General features: G+C 48.0%; 15 protein-coding genes. 8 read left to right on the top strand and 7 right to left on the bottom strand.

The features are described 5' to 3' along the window. Nucleotides 1-39 precede the first annotated feature (39 nt). From B156_RS0121735 to B156_RS0121745, 3 genes are all read left to right on the top strand, one after another. Nucleotides 40-3,432, top strand: coding sequence for a VCBS repeat-containing protein (locus B156_RS0121735; RefSeq protein WP_040586213.1), 3,393 nt, complete (start codon nucleotides 40-42; stop codon nucleotides 3,430-3,432). A 102-nt stretch (nucleotides 3,433-3,534) separates the two neighbouring features. Continuing rightward, nucleotides 3,535-4,890 carry a vanadium-dependent haloperoxidase gene (locus tag B156_RS0121740; protein WP_018621898.1) on the top strand — a complete coding sequence of 452 codons (1,356 nt, stop codon included), beginning with the start codon at nucleotides 3,535-3,537 and terminating at the stop codon, nucleotides 4,888-4,890. A 119-nt stretch (nucleotides 4,891-5,009) separates the two neighbouring features. After that, nucleotides 5,010-7,064, top strand: coding sequence for a kojibiose hydrolase (locus B156_RS0121745; protein WP_018621899.1), 2,055 nt, complete (start codon nucleotides 5,010-5,012; stop codon nucleotides 7,062-7,064). 70 nt (nucleotides 7,065-7,134) lie between these two features. On the opposite strand, the gene B156_RS0121750 is transcribed toward B156_RS0121745, so the two are convergent. The 3 genes from B156_RS0121750 to B156_RS0121760 all read right to left on the bottom strand — a co-directional run bounded on the left by B156_RS0121750 (nucleotide 7,135) and on the right by B156_RS0121760 (nucleotide 9,760). Continuing rightward, complete coding sequence (locus B156_RS0121750; RefSeq protein ID WP_018621900.1) at nucleotides 7,135-7,824, bottom strand: TetR/AcrR family transcriptional regulator; 690 nt, start codon at nucleotides 7,822-7,824, stop codon at nucleotides 7,135-7,137. A gap of 337 nt (nucleotides 7,825-8,161) precedes the next feature. After that, nucleotides 8,162-8,509, bottom strand: a complete 348-nt coding sequence (locus B156_RS0121755; RefSeq protein WP_018621902.1) for a DoxX family protein — start codon at nucleotides 8,507-8,509, stop codon at nucleotides 8,162-8,164. A gap of 66 nt (nucleotides 8,510-8,575) precedes the next feature. Next, a complete protein-coding gene (locus tag B156_RS0121760; RefSeq protein ID WP_018621904.1) occupies nucleotides 8,576-9,760 on the bottom strand; it encodes a glutathionylspermidine synthase family protein in 1,185 nt (394 codons plus the stop codon). Between the two features lie 91 nt (nucleotides 9,761-9,851). Between B156_RS0121760 and B156_RS0121765 the strand changes: the two genes are divergently transcribed. The 4 genes from B156_RS0121765 (at nucleotide 9,852) to B156_RS0121780 (ending at nucleotide 13,925) form a co-directional block, all read left to right on the top strand. After that, a complete protein-coding gene (locus B156_RS0121765) occupies nucleotides 9,852-10,865 on the top strand; it encodes a nucleoside hydrolase (protein WP_026260976.1) in 1,014 nt (337 codons plus the stop codon). A 57-nt stretch (nucleotides 10,866-10,922) separates the two neighbouring features. Continuing rightward, nucleotides 10,923-11,384 carry a regulatory protein RecX gene (locus tag B156_RS0121770; RefSeq protein WP_026260977.1) on the top strand — a complete coding sequence of 154 codons (462 nt, stop codon included), beginning with the start codon at nucleotides 10,923-10,925 and terminating at the stop codon, nucleotides 11,382-11,384. Nucleotides 11,385-11,461: 77 nt separating this feature from the next. After that, on the top strand, nucleotides 11,462-12,382 hold the full coding sequence (locus B156_RS0121775; protein ID WP_018621907.1) for a glycosyltransferase family 2 protein: 921 nt from the start codon (nucleotides 11,462-11,464) through the stop codon (nucleotides 12,380-12,382). Nucleotides 12,383-12,437: 55 nt separating this feature from the next. Beyond that, nucleotides 12,438-13,925 carry a M48 family metalloprotease gene (locus B156_RS0121780; RefSeq protein WP_018621908.1) on the top strand — a complete coding sequence of 496 codons (1,488 nt, stop codon included), beginning with the start codon at nucleotides 12,438-12,440 and terminating at the stop codon, nucleotides 13,923-13,925. Between the two features lie 10 nt (nucleotides 13,926-13,935). Here B156_RS0121780 and B156_RS0121785 read toward each other — a convergent pair whose 3' ends face one another. From B156_RS0121785 to B156_RS0121805, 4 genes are all read right to left on the bottom strand, one after another. Then, entirely contained in the window at nucleotides 13,936-14,631 is a 696-nt protein-coding gene (locus B156_RS0121785; RefSeq protein WP_018621909.1) for a class I SAM-dependent methyltransferase, read from the bottom strand. A 110-nt stretch (nucleotides 14,632-14,741) separates the two neighbouring features. Then, nucleotides 14,742-14,936: a DUF2283 domain-containing protein gene (locus tag B156_RS0121795; protein WP_018621911.1), complete on the bottom strand. Its 195-nt coding sequence runs from the start codon at nucleotides 14,934-14,936 to the stop codon at nucleotides 14,742-14,744. Next, the gene (locus tag B156_RS0121800; RefSeq protein WP_018621912.1) at nucleotides 14,914-15,186 is read right to left on the bottom strand and encodes a DUF4258 domain-containing protein; all 273 of its coding nucleotides are present in this window, start codon (nucleotides 15,184-15,186) and stop codon (nucleotides 14,914-14,916) included. Before B156_RS0121800 ends, B156_RS0121795 begins: the two co-directional genes overlap by 23 nt. Nucleotides 15,187-15,318: 132 nt before the next feature. Beyond that, nucleotides 15,319-16,368, bottom strand: a complete 1,050-nt coding sequence (locus B156_RS0121805; RefSeq protein WP_018621913.1) for a ribonucleotide-diphosphate reductase subunit beta — start codon at nucleotides 16,366-16,368, stop codon at nucleotides 15,319-15,321. Between the two features lie 398 nt (nucleotides 16,369-16,766). Here B156_RS0121805 and crcB point away from each other — a divergent pair, with 398 nt between their 5' ends. Further along, entirely contained in the window at nucleotides 16,767-17,156 is a 390-nt protein-coding gene (gene crcB / locus B156_RS0121810) for a fluoride efflux transporter CrcB (protein ID WP_040586216.1), read from the top strand. Nucleotides 17,157-17,166 lie beyond the last annotated feature (10 nt).

The following is a 17,166-nucleotide window of genomic DNA, read 5'->3' on the forward strand; positions in this document are numbered from 1 at the left end:
TGGTGAATGTCTCACTAGTAGGCACCATTTGTGATTCCCATGGTAAAACAAATTGCTTTTTTCCTGACCGCTGGCTTGTTGACGCTGGCGGGCTGTCAATTTTTCAGGTCAGAAAAACCACTCTTTCAACCTCTCGACTCCACGCAAACGGGTGTTGATTTTATAAACCACCTGGTACCCAACGAAAAGGTAAATATTATCGACTACCTCTATTTTTATAATGGCGGGGGCGTTTCAGCGGGAGATATCGACAATGACGGTTTAACCGATCTGTATTTTATTTCGAACCAGGGTAAGAACAAACTCTATCTGAACAAGGGGAATTTCAAGTTTGAGGACATAACCGCTAAAGCGGGGGTAGAGGGCTACGCCGATTGGCAAACGGGTTCGACCATGGCTGATGTCAATGGCGATGGTTTCCTGGATATTTACGTTTGTGCCGTTGGCAACTTCCGGGGGCTGGAAGGTGCTAACGAGTTGTACATCAATAACGGCGATGGAACATTTACCGAGAAGGCAGCTGACTACGGATTAGATTTTACGGGTTTCTCAACTCAGGCCGCCTTTTTCGATTACGACCATGATGGCGATCTGGACTGTTATCTCCTGAACCATGCGGTCCATACTTCCCGTAGTTATGATCGGGTAACTGCCCGTAACCTGCGTCATAACGAATCGGGCGATTACCTCTTCGAGAATCAGCTTATATCAAGTACGGGCCAGGCCCCGGCAGGCAAGCCAGTCCGGTTTACCAATGTAAGCCAGCAAGCCGGAATCTATGGTGCTGCCATGGGGTATGGACTGGGTATTTCCGTTGCCGATCTGAATAACGATGGCTGGGAAGATATCTACGTATCCAATGATTTTCATGAGGACGATTATTATTACATCAATAATCAAAATGGGTCATTTACCGAAAGTGGGAAAAAGGCATTTCAGCATATCAGTCGTTTCTCAATGGGAAATGATATCGGCGATGTCAACAACGACGGCTTTGCGGACATAATCACCCTGGATATGTACCCGGAAGATGAAACAGTAGAAAAATCATCGCTGGGTGAAGATCCGCTCGATATTTACCTCTACAAACAGGCGTTTGGCTACATGAATCAGTACAGCCGAAACTGCCTTCAGTTGAGCCTGTCGGGCAAAAAATTCATGGATATTGGCACCATGGCGAGCGTAGCCGCTACAGACTGGAGCTGGTCTCCTCTGCTGGCCGATTATGATAATGATGGTATAAAGGATCTGTTTATCAGCAATGGCATTGTACATCGGCCTAACAACCTCGATTACGTAAAATTTGCGGCCGACGATTCCCTGCGCTATGCCATGGAAACATCAAAAGCACTGGATGAACGCGCCGTTAAACTGATGCCTGATGGTAAAGTGCATAATTATTTCTACCACGGTACTCCATCCCTGCGATTTGATAATAAATCCCTCGAATGGGGCTTTAAAACCCCAACGTACTCGAACGGAGCGGCTTATGCTGATCTAGACAATGATGGTGATTTAGACCTGGTGACGAACAATATTGACGATCCGGCCGGAATATACCAGAATGATGCGGACAAACTCTTTCCAGATAACCATCACCTGACCATCCGGCTCAAGGGCAACTCCCCCAATACATTTGGCGTAGGGGCGAAGGTAATTATGAAATACGGTGACTCACTCCAGGTGCAGCAATTGATGCTCACCCGGGGGTTCGAGTCGTCTACAGCACCTGAACTGCTCTTTGGGCTGGGCAAACGCACGGTCATTGATTCGCTGATTGTCATTTGGCCGAACCAGCGCATGGAAATCAGAACGAAGCAAAAAGTGAATCAGCTGCTGACGCTCAAACAGGCCGATGCTCAACTGGATGGTACGTTGTATCGATATACGCAACCCGCGGGGCAGGCACTCTTTACGGACGTATCAAAAGCAGACTCGATTCCCTATAGGCATAAGGAGAATAAAGAGTACTTCGATTACGTTCGGGAGCCACTCATGCCATTTCAGGTTTCTACGGAAGGGCCACATTTGGCCGTTGGGGATGTGAATGGTGATGGATTGGACGATATGTACGTTGGCGGGGCCAAATGGCAGGCGGGGAGTTTATTAATGCAACAGCCTGATGGTACGTTTAAACCAGTGGGGCAAGCTGGTTTTGTCAAGGACTCCACGTATGAAGATGTCGATGCCGCTTTCTTTGATGCCGATGGTGATAAGGATCTGGATTTGTATGTAGTTACCGGCGGGAATGAGTTTTACAACAAAATGCCCGAGCAGTTCGACCGGCTCTATCTGAATGATGGCCGGGGTATGTTTAGTCGCGCTGCCAATGCATTACCCCCCATGTACGACAACAAGAGCTGTGTTCGGCCCACCGATATTGACCGGGATGGCGACGTGGATCTTTTCGTGGGGGGGCGTGTGGTCGGGTTTGGCTACGGAAAATCACCCAGTTCGTACCTGCTCATTAACGATGGTAAAGGGCACTTCTCCGACAAAACTGATAGCTATGCTACGGGTTTGCGGAAAGTAGGTATGGTAACGGATGCCGTCTGGACGGACTATGACGGGGATAAAGACATCGACCTGATCGTAGCGGGCGACTGGATGCCCATCCGAGTCTTTGCCAATACCAATGGCCGGTTCGCCGAAGTAACCGACTTTGTTGCCGACGAAACACCATTGAGCGGCTTTTTTCAGCGCATCATTACCGCTGATTTCGATCACGATGGGGATATGGATTTGATAGCGGGTAATGTGGGCACCAATACCAAGTTGCGCAAAACCCCTGATTCGCAACTGGCGATGTGGGTAAAAGACATCGATAATAACCAGACGACCGAACAGATACTGGCGTACAATCGCGCCGGTTCAGGCGGAGGCAAAGAGTGGTACCCACTGGCATTTAAAGATGAATTGGGTAAGCAGATGCCGGGGATTATCAACAAACGGTTTACAGATTATGTATCCTTTGCCGGAAAGCCATTAAGCAGCGTATTGAATGATGCTGAGTTAAAAGGGGCTGATGAGTACACGGTAAATCAATTCGCTTCCGTTTACCTGGAGAATAAAGGGGGAAAGGGCAGCAAGGCAACGTTTGTTGTGCATGAATTACCCATGATGGCTCAGGTATCGAAACTATTTGCCTTGCAGGCAATGGACATCGATAATGATGGTGACCTGGACGTGCTGGGTGGAGGGAATTTTTACGGTGTCAGCTCCTATCAGGGGCGGTACGATGCCAGTTATGGACTAGTCCTGCGCAACAATGGCAAAGGGAATTTCAGTGCGTTGTCGCCGGTAGATTCCGGTTTTCTGCTAAATGGTGAAATCCGGGATATACGTTCCGTTCGCACCACTCAGGGAACACTGGTAATGGTGGCCCGGAACGATGCTGGCTTGCAGGTTTTCAAACCTTTACACATGAAGTAAGCGGAGGTAGATGCTTACTTTTACCCCGAAAATTTCGTTAATTTTGTCAGTGCTTATCAACACTTACTGGGTTGGTAAACACTCTAACTAGTCTCTACTTTTATGAATCATTTGATTCGCTTCATTTGCACTTTAACCCTGGTAGGTCTTGTATTTACTGGTTGCCGAAAATCGGCTACACCAGCCGAATACAATGCTAAAGCGAGTAACGTTGACTACTACAACGCAGCCCTGAATAAGCTGACGGATGTTATTATTCACGATATTTTTTCGCCCCCTGTGGCCAGCCGGATTTATTCCTACGCTAACCTGGCGGGCTATGAAGCCCTCACTCCGTTCGACCCTCAATATGAGTCGATGGGTGGTAAATTAAAGCGCTTCCAGGCTAGTCCTGAACCGGAAGCCGGGAAAGAGTATTGCTTCCCGTTGGCCAGCACGCACGCTTTCCTGACTATCGCCCGGGCCCTTACTTTTTCGGTCGAATTTTACGATGAGTTTGAGAAGCCCTTCTACGAGCAGTATAAGAAGGATGGTGTTCCCGATGATGTCTACGACCGGTCAATAGCGTATGGGGAAGCCGTAGCCAAACACGTGCTGGACTATGCAGCCAAAGACGGGTACAAAGAAACAAGGGGTTTCAAACACACGGTTACCAATGAAGACGGAACCTGGGTGCCAACGCCACCGGCCTACATGGACGCTGCCGAGCCACAATGGAATAAGATAAGGTGCTGGGCTATGGACACCTGTAGTCAGTTTAAGCCGCCCCGTCCTTACCCATACACGATAGCTCCCGGAAGCCCCTACAAAAAGGAAGTAGATGAAGTGTATGAGATAGGGAAGAAGATGGACAAGCAACAACAGGACATTGCTTATTTCTGGGATGACAATGCCTTTGTGATGAACGTGGCCGGGCACGTCATGTTTGCCAGTAAAAAAATGACGCCGGGCGGTCATTGGCTGGCCATTGCGGAGACGGTTGCCCGTCAGAAAAAACTGGACATGATGCATGCTGTCGAAGCCTATGCCCTAACCTCGTTTGCCCTCAGTGACGCCTTCATTTCGTGCTGGGACGAAAAATACCGTAGCCGGATGATTCGGCCGGAAACGGTTATCAATAAATACATGGATCCTAAATGGACCCCCTTTCTTCAGACCCCTCCATTTCCTGAATACACCAGTGGACATAGCACCATCACAGCAGCGGCAGCGACCGTACTTACAAAGCTGATTGGCGATAACATTGCCTTCACGGACTCGACAGAGTTCAAATATGGTCACGGCGTTCGCACTTACAAATCATTTAAGGATGCGGCTAATGAGGCCTCTATCAGCCGGTTGTATGGTGGTATTCACTATCGCTCCTCACTTATGAATGGTCAGGCAGCGGGTGAAAAAATAGGCCAGTGGATAATCGAGAAAATCCACGCCCGAAAGGGTGTTGTAGTCAGTCGCTGATAGGTAAAAACTGATCCAAAAAGGCCTCACTTTCATGAAAGTGAGGCCTTTCTTTTTTATTAACTCCAAAGCATTACTCATCCTGATAAATAGAACTATTTTTAGACGTTATTTCACCTATGATCTTTATGAAAAGAAAATTACTGGTATCGTCGATTTTGATTGCCTGTATCAATTCCTGGTGTGCCGTTCACGCGCAATCGAATAAGGCCGACTGGCAACTGGTTGGGCAGGACATAAATCCGGCTATCTACTACGGTATTACCGTGGCCAACGGTATGATTGGGCTAGTCTCCTCGCCCGAACCCATGAAAGTAAAAGATGTGGTGCTAAATGGGGCATTCGACACCTACGGACGGGGGCGCGTATCCAACATTCTTAAAGTGTTCAACTTTGCCAATATGAACCTTGAGGTGGACGGGCAGCGGATTGGCTCAAAGAATATCAGCAACTACCGACAGACACTGGATATGCAGCAGGCAGCCCTCACCACTACCTTCGATTATACGGATAAGGTGAGCGTTCGGCAAACGATGATGGCCTTACGGCATTTACCATTTACCCAACTGTCGATGGTAGAAATAACGGCGAAAAAGGACTGTGAAATAGTCCCCATGAGCGTTATCGAAACGCCGGAGGTACTGCGGGACGTGAAAAATTTCTACTCCGAAATCGACCGGGAGCACGTTACTATTCGCCTACTGACCTCCGTCGCTAAAAGTCCGACTGGCAGGCACACGGTGGCTGCTTCCAACAGCTTTATTTTTGACGAGCCGCACGGACAGGAACCCGATGTAATCCACGAAGACTGGGATTATAACATGCACCTGGCCAAATTTAAAAAGCGGCTGAAGGCTGGTGAACTATACCGGTTTAGTGTGGTTGGGTCCGTATCATCTACTGCCCACACCGCCGACCCACAAAACGAAGCCGAACGCCTGACCCTATTTGCTGCGCTGGAGCGAACGGAGCGACTCCTTATCCGCCATAATGCCGAATGGGCCAAACTTTGGAAAAGTGACATTGTCATTGAAGGCGACCCCGATGCACAGAAGGCCGTTCGGTCGGCCTTGTATCACTTGTACTCCTTCGTTCGCGAGGGGACCGGGTACAGTTTATCCCCAATGGGATTGTCGGGGTTAGGGTACAACGGCCACGTTTTTTGGGATACCGAACTCTGGATGTACCCGCCGATTTTGACACTAAAACCTGAAATTGCCCGGTCTATGCTGGAGTACCGTTTCGAGCGGATGAAAATGGCAAAACAGAATGCATTCAGCCACGGATATGCGGGGGTTATGTTCCCGTGGGAATCGGATGCCGATGGGCAGGAAGCAACACCCGTATGGGCATTGACTGGCCCGTTTCAGCAACACATCACAGGTTGCATTGGCTGGGCGTTCTGGAAATATTATCAGGTTACGAAAGATAAAGAATGGCTCCAGACGCGCGGCTATCCATTATTAAAAGAAGTAGCCGATTTCTGGACCAGCCGGGTTGAGCGGGAAGGAACAGGTAAATACCACATCAATAACGTTATCGGGGCCAACGAATGGCAGGAAAATATCGACGACAATGCGTTTACGAACGGTATGGCGAAAACGTCGTTGCAGTACGCCATTCAGGCCGCTCAGGAACTAGGCATCTCTCCTAACCCCGATTGGAAGCTGGTGGCTGATAATATTCCCATACTCAAATTCCCGGATGGTGTAACAAAAGAAAATCGGACGTATGATGGTGTGCAAATCAAGCAGGCCGACGCAAATCTGCTTGCTTACCCGCTAACCATCGTCAATCAGGAAGCAGCTATAAAGAAGGATTTAGCGTATTACGAGCCTCGTTATTCGCCCGAGGGTCCGGCAATGGGCTGGTCTGTATTGGCTACGCTACATGCTCGCCTGGGTGAGCCAGACAAAGCATATCAATGGTTTGTGAGGAGTTATAAGCCCAACGAAGTACCCCCGTTTGGGGTTCTGGCCGAAACGGCGGGTGGAACGAATCCCTATTTTGCCACCGGAGCGGGCGGGATGCTACAGGCCGTACTGAATGGATTTGGAGGAATCGACATCAACGACAGTGGGATAACCCAACTAAAAACAAAACTTCCCGGGAAGTGGAAGTCGCTGACCATTAAAGGAGTGGGGCCTCAGATGAAAACAGTTGAGGTAAAATAAAGGCAAGCTTGGGAAAGGCATCAATGATCGACGTTAGCGGCCACTCATATTTGGCCGCTAACGCCAGTAATTACCATTGGGCAGCTGGCATATAAGCCGACTGAATTTCCAGATTAACCTCTTTTGACCCGATGGCCATTTTGTTTAAAGCGATGTAAATCGTTTTTACGGCATTTTCGATGCGCTCCCAGCCTTCCTCGCTACGAAGATCGATACTGATCATGGTCCGGTCATTCTGGGCCATGATGGTCAGGTAGTTCATCGCTCCGAGTACAACCGCTGAGATGGCTTCCGTATCCGCTCCTTTCACGAAGGAAAGCTGGCTAACGAGCCGGGTCATTTCTTCATCCTGGGCACGTGCGGTAGTTTCAGCGATAGGGTCATTTTCGATAACACTGGCTTTCAGGACTTCACGAGCTGCTTTGTAGGTACGAAAATGGCGATACGTCTGGATAACCTGGCGATACCAGATACGGGCAATATCCGATTCATGTAAAGGACGAATTTGATCCAGTAGAGCAGGGGTGAAAATCGGAAATAGTTTTCCCATCTTCACGTAGTATTCCAGCAATCCTTCCATACCACCAAAGTAGCGGTATATCAGAACCTTGCTAACGCTCGCTTTCTCCGCCACCCGGTTTACACCAACGCCTTCCAGACCACGCTCTGCAATTACTTCTTCCAATGCTTCAACAATTCGCTGGGTGGTTTTGGCACGGTTGCGTCGAATCTTCTCATCCTTTTCCATAATCAGGGTCATTGCAAATTCATGTTTTTGTTACTTAGTTTGACTATAACTAATTCTGAAAGTCACCTTAGTGAACTACGTATTGGCCGATTAATTTATAGCGGCCAATAGTGATAACAGCGCGCCAGAAGAGAATAAAACTCTCCCCAAAACTTTATATTTAACGAATAATCTATATAAAGCATGTGCTATTATAAAAGTAATTTATTAAACGAAATAAATTACTTAAACGGTTCTAAAGCTATTTAGTGGTCTGCATTGAGGAGGGAAAACAGCTAAAGGGCATGTATTATATACACTAATGTCCAGAATTTGTTTACGAATAAACAACACCGTTAGTAGTTTTTGTTTAGGTATACTGATAAGCCCACCATATCAGAAGGCCCTGCAACGGCAGGCGTGCCCACCGGATCCAGGCTGGAAACCGGCGAAATCGGTTTGACATAGCCATATAAACGTTAGCCGGGAATACCACAATTAGTAACAGGATAAGGCCCCAGGCCGCTAACGACCGGGTGGCCGGAAATAACAACCCTACTCCGAGTACTACCTCGGCAACACCACTCAACATAACCATCTGCTCATGAGCCGGAATATAAGGCGGCATAATGGCTAGGTACGTTTTGGGATTGATGAAGTGGTTCAACCCTGCCGCTATGTAAACAATGGCCTGTAGGTAAAGGAATAAATTTGCCATATAAATCAGGGAGGAGTGAACACGGTAAGGTCGCTCAACCCAAAAACGTCTGTTGGTTGTATACTACTATGCATCAATAACGTGTCCTGCAAAACCGGCGCTGTTGTCCAGAATGAGACCACCGCGCCGGAAACCAAGTCCACAGGCTTCGCCCGCGTAAAAAACGCCCGCCTGATAGCTATTGCCCGATGAGTCTTTAGGGAAGTTAACGTACTGCTGGTAAATTTTTGGGTAAGTACTGTACTCCCCGTCGGTTTCCTTTAGTTCAGTGCCGTCGGCGTTTATCAGGCGAATGTTGGCGCCCTCCCGCCCGAACAGGACTTTCTCCACGCACTGTTTACCGGCCAACGGTGCAGTATCCGTTTCCAGTAACAGCGGATGATCAGGGTATAACTCCCAAAGGATTTTTAACAGGTACTTCGATTGAAACAACAGACTATAAGCAGGATTCAATACCACCGCCAGCCGCTTTTTGACAATTTCGGTGAGTATGTTGAGTAATTCAGGTTCATCTTCGGCAATGGATTCCCAGGGAATCAGTTTAAACCAGAAATCCAGCTTCTCAAACTGGCCATTCTTTGGGTTTTGCCAGAAAATACCTTCGTCGGCAGAGAATTCAACGTTATCCACAAAGTCGAACTCAACATCAAACCCTGCTTCCCGGGCGGCTTCTCCCAGTAGGGCCACATTGGCATCATCCTCCGGATTATCCCGAATGGCCGATAAAAGCAGTGTGGGTTGCAAATCTGGATTGTGCGCCAGAATTTCTTCGAATTGGCCGGTAAGCGTCTCGAAAACAGCATTGAACTGCTGGCTCTCGTCCAAACCATTAGCCAGCAGGTGGGCAAATTGCACTACCGCCGTTTCTGGCAAACAGGTAGCGGTATCGGCGTTGAACTCGATGAGTTTAATCTGTGCGCCTGTTGAGGGATAGTCTATCTCGGCCAGGTCGAAGCGACCGTACAGGTGAATATGCCGGTCATCATCCCAGGAGAGTTTTATTAGCTCAATAAGATTGGCTGGTATACCCAGTTCAGCAAAGCGATTCTGATCGATAACGTATTGCCCGGCGGCTACGAACATGTCAAAAAGCTCATTGGCGGCCTCATAGTACGTATCCGCCCTGGCTGAGGCTACCAGCACCACTTCATCTGTCAGATACGGTAAGGTATCTTGCCCCAGCATCCAGTCCCAGCCCAGGTTGCGGAGCTGCGTGTCGGGCGGAATGGATAGTTTCCTTAATGCTATCATAATTTTATAATTTATGGGTGCTGAATAACAATTCCTGCCAAAACAGTTCGTAATTCGTGTTATACAATGCGTGCTATACCCCCTTATTTCAATGACTAAAAAAGTCTTACTTTCAATCAGTGTACTCGTACTTCTGATAAACGGTTTTGTAATGGGACAGTCGGCCCCGAAGCAACAGGCTGTGCCCGTTATTTTTGATACTGATATGGGACCCGATTACGACGACGTAGGTGCTATTGCATTACTCCATGCGTTTGCCGATGAGGGACAGGCAACCATTCTGGCAACGATTGCCAGCACTAACTACCCGAAAGTAACGCAGGTGCTGAGCGTGCTGAACACCTACTTCAATCGCCCGGACGTACCCATTGGCGTACCAAAAGGAACTGCCGTAGGAGATAAAGATACGCAGCATTGGTCGGACACCATAACGGCGCGCTACCCCCATCGCATTCGCTCCAATAAGGACGTACCGGATGCCGTTGCGCTCTATCGGCAGATTCTGGCCAAACAACCTGACCATAGTGTTACCATCATTACCGTGGGTTTCCTGACGAACCTGGCCAATCTGCTGGACTCCAAATCAGATAAGTACTCGACTCTGAGTGGTAAAGAGCTGGTGAATCTGAAAGTCAGGAAGCTGGTGAGTATGGCCGGTAAGTTTCCGGGTGGGCGGGAATACAATGTGTTCAGAGATACGCCTTCGTCAAAAAAAGTATTTGCCAACTGGCCCACACCAATTCTGATGAGTGGCTTTGAAATAGGGGAGAAGATTCACTCCGGCCTGCCACTCACCCGAAATAAAGCGATTCAGAATAGCCCGGTGAAAGACGTCTTCTCCATTTCACTACCTAAGTCGAAGGAAGACAAAGAGGGACGTATGAGCTGGGACCAGACCGCTGTTTTGGTTGGTGTGCGGGGATATGCGCCGTATTATACGGTCAAAACGGGCCGGTTGGTTATGAATGCGGATGGCTCCAACGGGTGGGATAGTGCCGGGAAAGGCCATTCGTATCTGGTTGTCAGCAGGCCCGTTGCCGAGGTAGAAACATTGATTAATGAATTGATGCAGCACCAGCCCCAAAAAAGACTATCGGGTAAATAGTGTAAAAACAAGGGCACGCCCGAGTCTTTAGGCCGTTCGGTTTGTTATGTCTGTACCATGACTGATGAAATAAAAGAAGCCCTCCAGAAAGCGGCTATGTTTTGTGCTTACCAGGAACGAACCCAGCAGGAAGTACGTAGTCGGCTGAAAGAGTGGAGTGTTTTCGGCGATGATGCCGAAGAAGTAATTGCCGAACTGATTCAGCAAAACTACCTCAATGAAGAGCGATTCGCGAAGTCGTTTGCAGGTGGGAAATTTCGGATAAAAGGCTGGGGGAAACGCAAAATAACGCAACACTTAAAACAGCGTGGTGTATCGGGCTATAATCTCGATGCGGCCATGAAGGAAATTGCCCCTACCGATTACCGGGATACGCTCACCAGCCTGCTCGATAAAAAACGCCAAACCCTGCGGGATGATAACCCACTGGTGGTTAGGCAAAAACTGGTTCGGTACGCGTTGAGTAAAGGCTACGAGTTCGAGCTGATTTTTTCGGTACTGGGAAATGATGAATCGTAGCACAGCAGGTGTAGTTCGTCGTGTTAACATGGGCAAAACTGACCCATCCTGTTATAATTTCACGGTTCTTTGCGCCTATGAACCCGCGAAAAGTCTCTATAATCTTACTGAACTACAATTCCCATCGCTTCACGTTCGATTGTGTTGCGTCTATCGTTGAGCGAACAAAGGCTGTACGGTATGAAATTATAATCGTTGATAACAACTCGACCAATGAGGAGTTCGAAGCGCTGAAGCCAGTCGGCCAACAGCCTAACGTGCAGCTTATTCGGAGCCGGATAAATCTCGGCTTTTCGGGAGGGAATATGCTGGGTGTTCAATTCGCCGATTCTGCTTCCGACTACTATTATTTTTTGAACAATGATTGCCTGTTGCGAACCGACGTCTGTAGTCAGTTAGCCGCTTTTATGGAGACTACACCCGATGCGGGTTTGTGTGGTGCTCAAATGTTTGCGGGCGATGGGTCACACCAGATAACGTTTGGCTATTTACCAACGCTCGGTAGTAAACTACTCGGTCATGGATTTGTCCGGTTGCTTGACCCTGATAGTTATCCGGCTACCCGGCAGGTATATACCGAGCCGATTCGGGTGCCTTTTGTGATGGGTAGTACGTTGTTTCTTCGGGCGTCAGCTTTCGATAAAATCGGGGGGTTCGATGTTGCTCATTTTCTATACGTTGAAGAAGAGGACTTAGCAAAACGATTGTTAAATGCCGGTTTCTACACGTACCTGGTGCCCCAGGCCGAATACATTCATTTCACCGGTCAAAGCACCGTCAAAAACTTCGATGTAGCGAAGGAATACTACATCTCGCTGTTCTTCTATTTCCGAAAGTACCACTCCTGGCTTGCCTGTACCCTGTTTCGGGCTTATTACTTCATTAAACTTGGACGCAAGTTCCGCCGAGATCCTGTTTATGGTCGATTGGCCTGGTTTATTGGACGGGGAAGCCCCATGCGCGAAAGCTTGCGGTATAGACAGACAATCAAAAATTAAACTGTTTATACATTTTCCTGTTTTAGTAATAAATGAGAAAAACACCTCCTACATTATGAACGTAAATAAATTACTTACCCGCCTTCTTTTAGGAGTCATTACTATTGGCTTAGCGGCCTGCGCCCGGAACCCCGTCACCGGAAAGCGGGAAATAAGCCTGATGTCAACGGAACAGGAAATTGCTATCGGGAAAGAATCCCATCCATCCGTTGTGGCAACGATGGGTTTATATGAAGATCAGAAACTGAACAGTTTCATTAATGAGAAAGGCAAGGCGATGGCAAAGGTTTCGCACCGCCCCGACCTACCGTATCAGTTTTATATTGTTGACTCCCCCGTTGTCAATGCGTTTGCTGTTCCCGGCGGCTATGTGTATTTCACGAGGGGTATTCTGGCACACTTCAACAACGAAGCTGAGTTTGCCGGGGTGTTGGGGCATGAGATTGGGCATATCACGGCCAAACATGCTGCCCGCTCACAAAAAAGTCAGTTGCTGAGTACCCTGGCACTTATTGGTGGAGCCGTTCTGGCACCTAACGTTGTTGGGCAAAACATGGAAGCACTACAGCAGGGCTTAGGGCTTCTATCGCTCAAATACAGTCGCGATCATGAGTCCGAGTCGGATGAGCTGGGCGTAGAGTATTCCAGCAAAATTGGCTACGACGCCAATCAGATGGCTGATTTCTTTGGAACGCTCAAGCGACTATCCGATAACTCAGGGAATGCTGTTCCGCAATTTATGTCTACTCATCCGGACCCCGGCAACCGCTATACCCGCGTTCACCAGTTAGCCAAAGAGTACCAAACGAATCATGCGGCTTCGTACCAGGTGAATCGGGACCAGTACCTGCGGATGATTGACGGTATCATGTACGGCGAAGACCCCAAACAGGGATATGTAGAAAACGGCCAGTTCTATCACCCCGAGCTGAAATTTCAGTTCCCGGTGCCTAACGGCTGGCAAACCCAGAATTCGCCGAGCCAGTTTCAGATGGCTGGTAAAGATGGAAAATCAGCCATGATTTTGCTCCTGGCAAAAGGTAATTCATTGGACGAAGCCGCCCAGAACATGGTGAAAGAACTAAGTTTGAACGTGTTGGAAAACACCAAGACCACAATTAATGGGAACCCTGCCTACGTAATCATTTCGCAGCAGCAGCCACAACAGCAGCAGGGGCAGCCCCAGCAACAACAACAGCAACAGGATCCTAAAACGACACTACAGGTTGGTACATGGCTTATTCAGTATAACAATGCCATTTATGCGCTGCACGGTTTGTCAAGTGCCGCCGATTTCAACGGCTCTTTTAATACCTTTAAGCAGGTTGCCAGTAATTTTCGCGCCCTCACCGATCCCACCAAGATAAACCGCAAGCCAGAGCGGATATTTGTAAAAACGGTTCCTCGCGATGGATCATTTCGTGAAGTAATGACGGCCCTGGGTATGCCTGCCAGCCGCATGGAAGAGCTGGGTGTATTGAACGGGCAAAAGGCCGATGACCGTATCGCACGAGGAGCCGCCATCAAGGTTATTGGGCAGTAGTAACCCTGACTTAGGGCTTCAATCCAAAGTAGTCATAGAAGTAAGTCTCGCTCCTGAGATTTAGCCACGCGCGACGGTTAGCCTTTAAATCGTTATACGTCAGGTTTTGAATTTGGTCTGGCGTTAAAGCCACTGCTTCATCGGGTAACGCTGCCGGAGTGGTGGCTTTTTTGCGGGTAACGATGCCAAGTCCCTGATCGCAATCGAGCACAAACACGGTTAGGTCGGAGCGCTGGCTCCGCAGGTGAATGATGGTTCGCCACACATCGCCATTCCACTCGCCGGTTTCCCAGTCCTCAAAGCGTCCGGCAGCACCCGGCGTTTGTGGATTACAATCGTGCATAATAATGACACCGTCATCCTCCATGTACTGGAGTGTGTTTTCTACGTCGCGCAGGGCAAACTGGTACTCGTGCATGCCGTCAATGAGGGCTAACTGAAGTTTTTTGTCGGCAAAAACCTGCTGGGCGTTCTGTGCAAAAAAATCGTCACTGGTCTTCTCGAAATACTGATTAGTCAGGTTATAGGGGTTAAGCAGCGCTTTCCCAAACCGGCGGCTGGCGTCAAAAATGAATTTTGGATCAACGGCTACCTTAAAACGACTTTTGATTCGGAAGAAGATATGTCCGTTTTCAACCCCAATTTCTAAATAATTTTTGAGCCCTTTCTGCGTCATCAGGGCCTGGATTACGTCTAAACGGTTCATACAGGTGAATAAAGTAGGAATATCAGGTTGAACAGAAAGGCAAAAATAGCGAAGTCCCGGTCATTGGCCGGGACTTCGCTGGTAAACATTTTCAAAAATATTCTGAGTAATTAGGCAACTTCCAACTCAATGGTAGTAGGTTGTGTCATGCGTTTCGATGCATTCATAATTTCAATCCCAACGATTAGACCGTCAGTATCATAGTCGATTACCATACCAGGACGATCTTCATCACTCTCTTCGATTGGAGAATCATTGAGTTTGATATACAAGATATCTACTTCACGATCGTACTTTACTTTCATCGTACTTATCTATCTTCGACGTTTTATAGACTGTCTTAACGATAGTCCTTCCTTCATTAGTACTAACAAAAACCCTTACTAAGTACGTCCTATTTTCTGGGAAAGCGACGATAGATTGGTAAATTTTTTGTCCAAGTTCTTCTTCTTCGATGATTTGACCAGGGAAATTAATTACCTGATCAATAATTTCAACAGAAATATTGCGTGCTTTTCCCTGTTCTTTCGCATGATTTGATAACGTACAGTCCACTAGTAGGGTTACTTGTTTTAATACTATACGCCATAGTAGTAAATGGTATAGACAACAATAAAATCACTTTTTAACAGTAAAAAGCTTCTCTAGCCTAATGATAGCCGGAGAAGCTTGAGGAATTTGAATAAATTAAAAATCAGCGTCGAACGTAATGCCTTTCGGCTCTTCAGCAGCTACAGCAGTCGTTTCACTATCCGCATCCTGAGGAGTCAGCGCGGCCGCTTTCATGGCTTTGAATTTAGACATCACTTCGCCCCGCTGGTACTCACCCACTCGCTTCTCGAAGAAATTCGTCTTGCCCTGTAGGGAAATCATATCCATGAAATCGAACGGGTTGCTGACGTTATAAATTTTCTTCAGGTTTAGTGTCGTGAGCAGGTGGTCGGCCACAAACTCAATGTACCGCTTCATCAAATCGGCGTTCATACCAATGAGTGATACCGGCAGCGCGTCGGCCACGAACTCCTGCTCGATATCAACCGCGTTGCGAATGATGTCGTAAATCTGCGATTCGGGCAATTTATTCTGAATATGGTCCGTATAAAGCATACAGGCAAAATCGCGGTGCAGGCCCTCATCGCGCGAAATAAGCTCGTTGGAGAACGACAGCCCCGGCATGAGACCGCGCTTTTTGAGCCAGTAAATGGAACAGAACGAGCCCGAAAAGAATATGCCCTCTACTACCGCGAAAGCAATGAGCCGCTCGGCGAAGCTACCATTGTCAATCCAGCGCAAAGCCCATTCGGCCTTTTTCTGAACGCACGGAATGGTATCAATAGCGTTCAGTAACCGGTCTTTTTCAACGGGGTCTTTAATGTACGTATCAATCAGCAGCGAGTAGGTTTCGGAGTGGATGTTTTCCATCATCACCTGGAAACCATAAAAGCACTTGGCCTCCGCATACTGCACTTCCGACAGGAAATTAACGGCCAGGTTTTCATTCACAATCCCGTCCGATGCCGCAAAGAAGGCCAGCACGTGCGAGATAAAGTGACGTTCGCCATCGCCCAGGTTATTCCAGTCTTTCATGTCCTGGCCGAGGTCGATTTCTTCGGCAGTCCAGAACGAAGCTTCGTGGGTTTTATAGTATTCCCAAATGTCCCAGTGTTTGATGGGAAACAGCACAAAGCGGCTTTTGTCTTCTTCTAAAATAGGTTCGTTTACAGCAGGCTGTACCATGTTTTCGGGATGCTTTTTTATAAATGAAAACTCAGCAGAACAAGTGGCTGAGTGGATAACTGGCAAATGAATTCGGCGTAACAAAATTAAGATTTCTGGCCGCTTCTACAAGTCTAACTAAGCGTATACCGGTTATAAGACAACTGGCTTTTGCTGGCAACGTCTGGTATATCAATACGTTATGAAGTTGGCAGTCGGCGAAATTCTTGAAATAATTCAGTTACGTCTGTTGACTCCTATCCGAAAGAGAAAACGCCCGGCCTGTTGGTTGCCGACGTCTATTCTTAAGCAAACGTTGGTGGTAATTGTTCGATTCTTTCGCCTGAAAAAGAGAACTGCATTAGCATGGGCATCCCGTCTGGAAGGTTTGCGTCCGTGTTTTTTGTATGTTTGCCCACATGAGACTCTTACTGACGCATCCGTACGTGCTGGTATTTGTGGGGGGAGGAGCGGGGAGTTTACTTCGGTATCTGACAGGGCGCTTAGTTCCCGCAACGCTCAACAGTTCACCTTTTCCGAATGCGATTCTACTTGTCAATGTAGTGGCCAGTTTCATGTTGGGTGCCTTAGTGGGGTGGATAATGCACCGGTCAGCCGACGAGTCGATTCGGCTGCTCATTGGCGTGGGTTTTTGCGGAGGACTCAGTACATTTTCCAGTTTTAGCGTCGATACCGTAGTCCTCCTGCAACAGGGACGGTTAGGCGCAGCCGTGCTCAATATCGGTCTTAACGTGGTGATATGCCTGGTGGCTTCGACAACAGGATTGTTTTTTGGCGAAAAACTATGATCAGATGACG

This window comes from Spirosoma luteum DSM 19990, assembly GCF_000374065.1.
GTDB classification, from domain to species: Bacteria; Bacteroidota; Bacteroidia; order Cytophagales; family Spirosomataceae; genus Spirosoma; species Spirosoma luteum.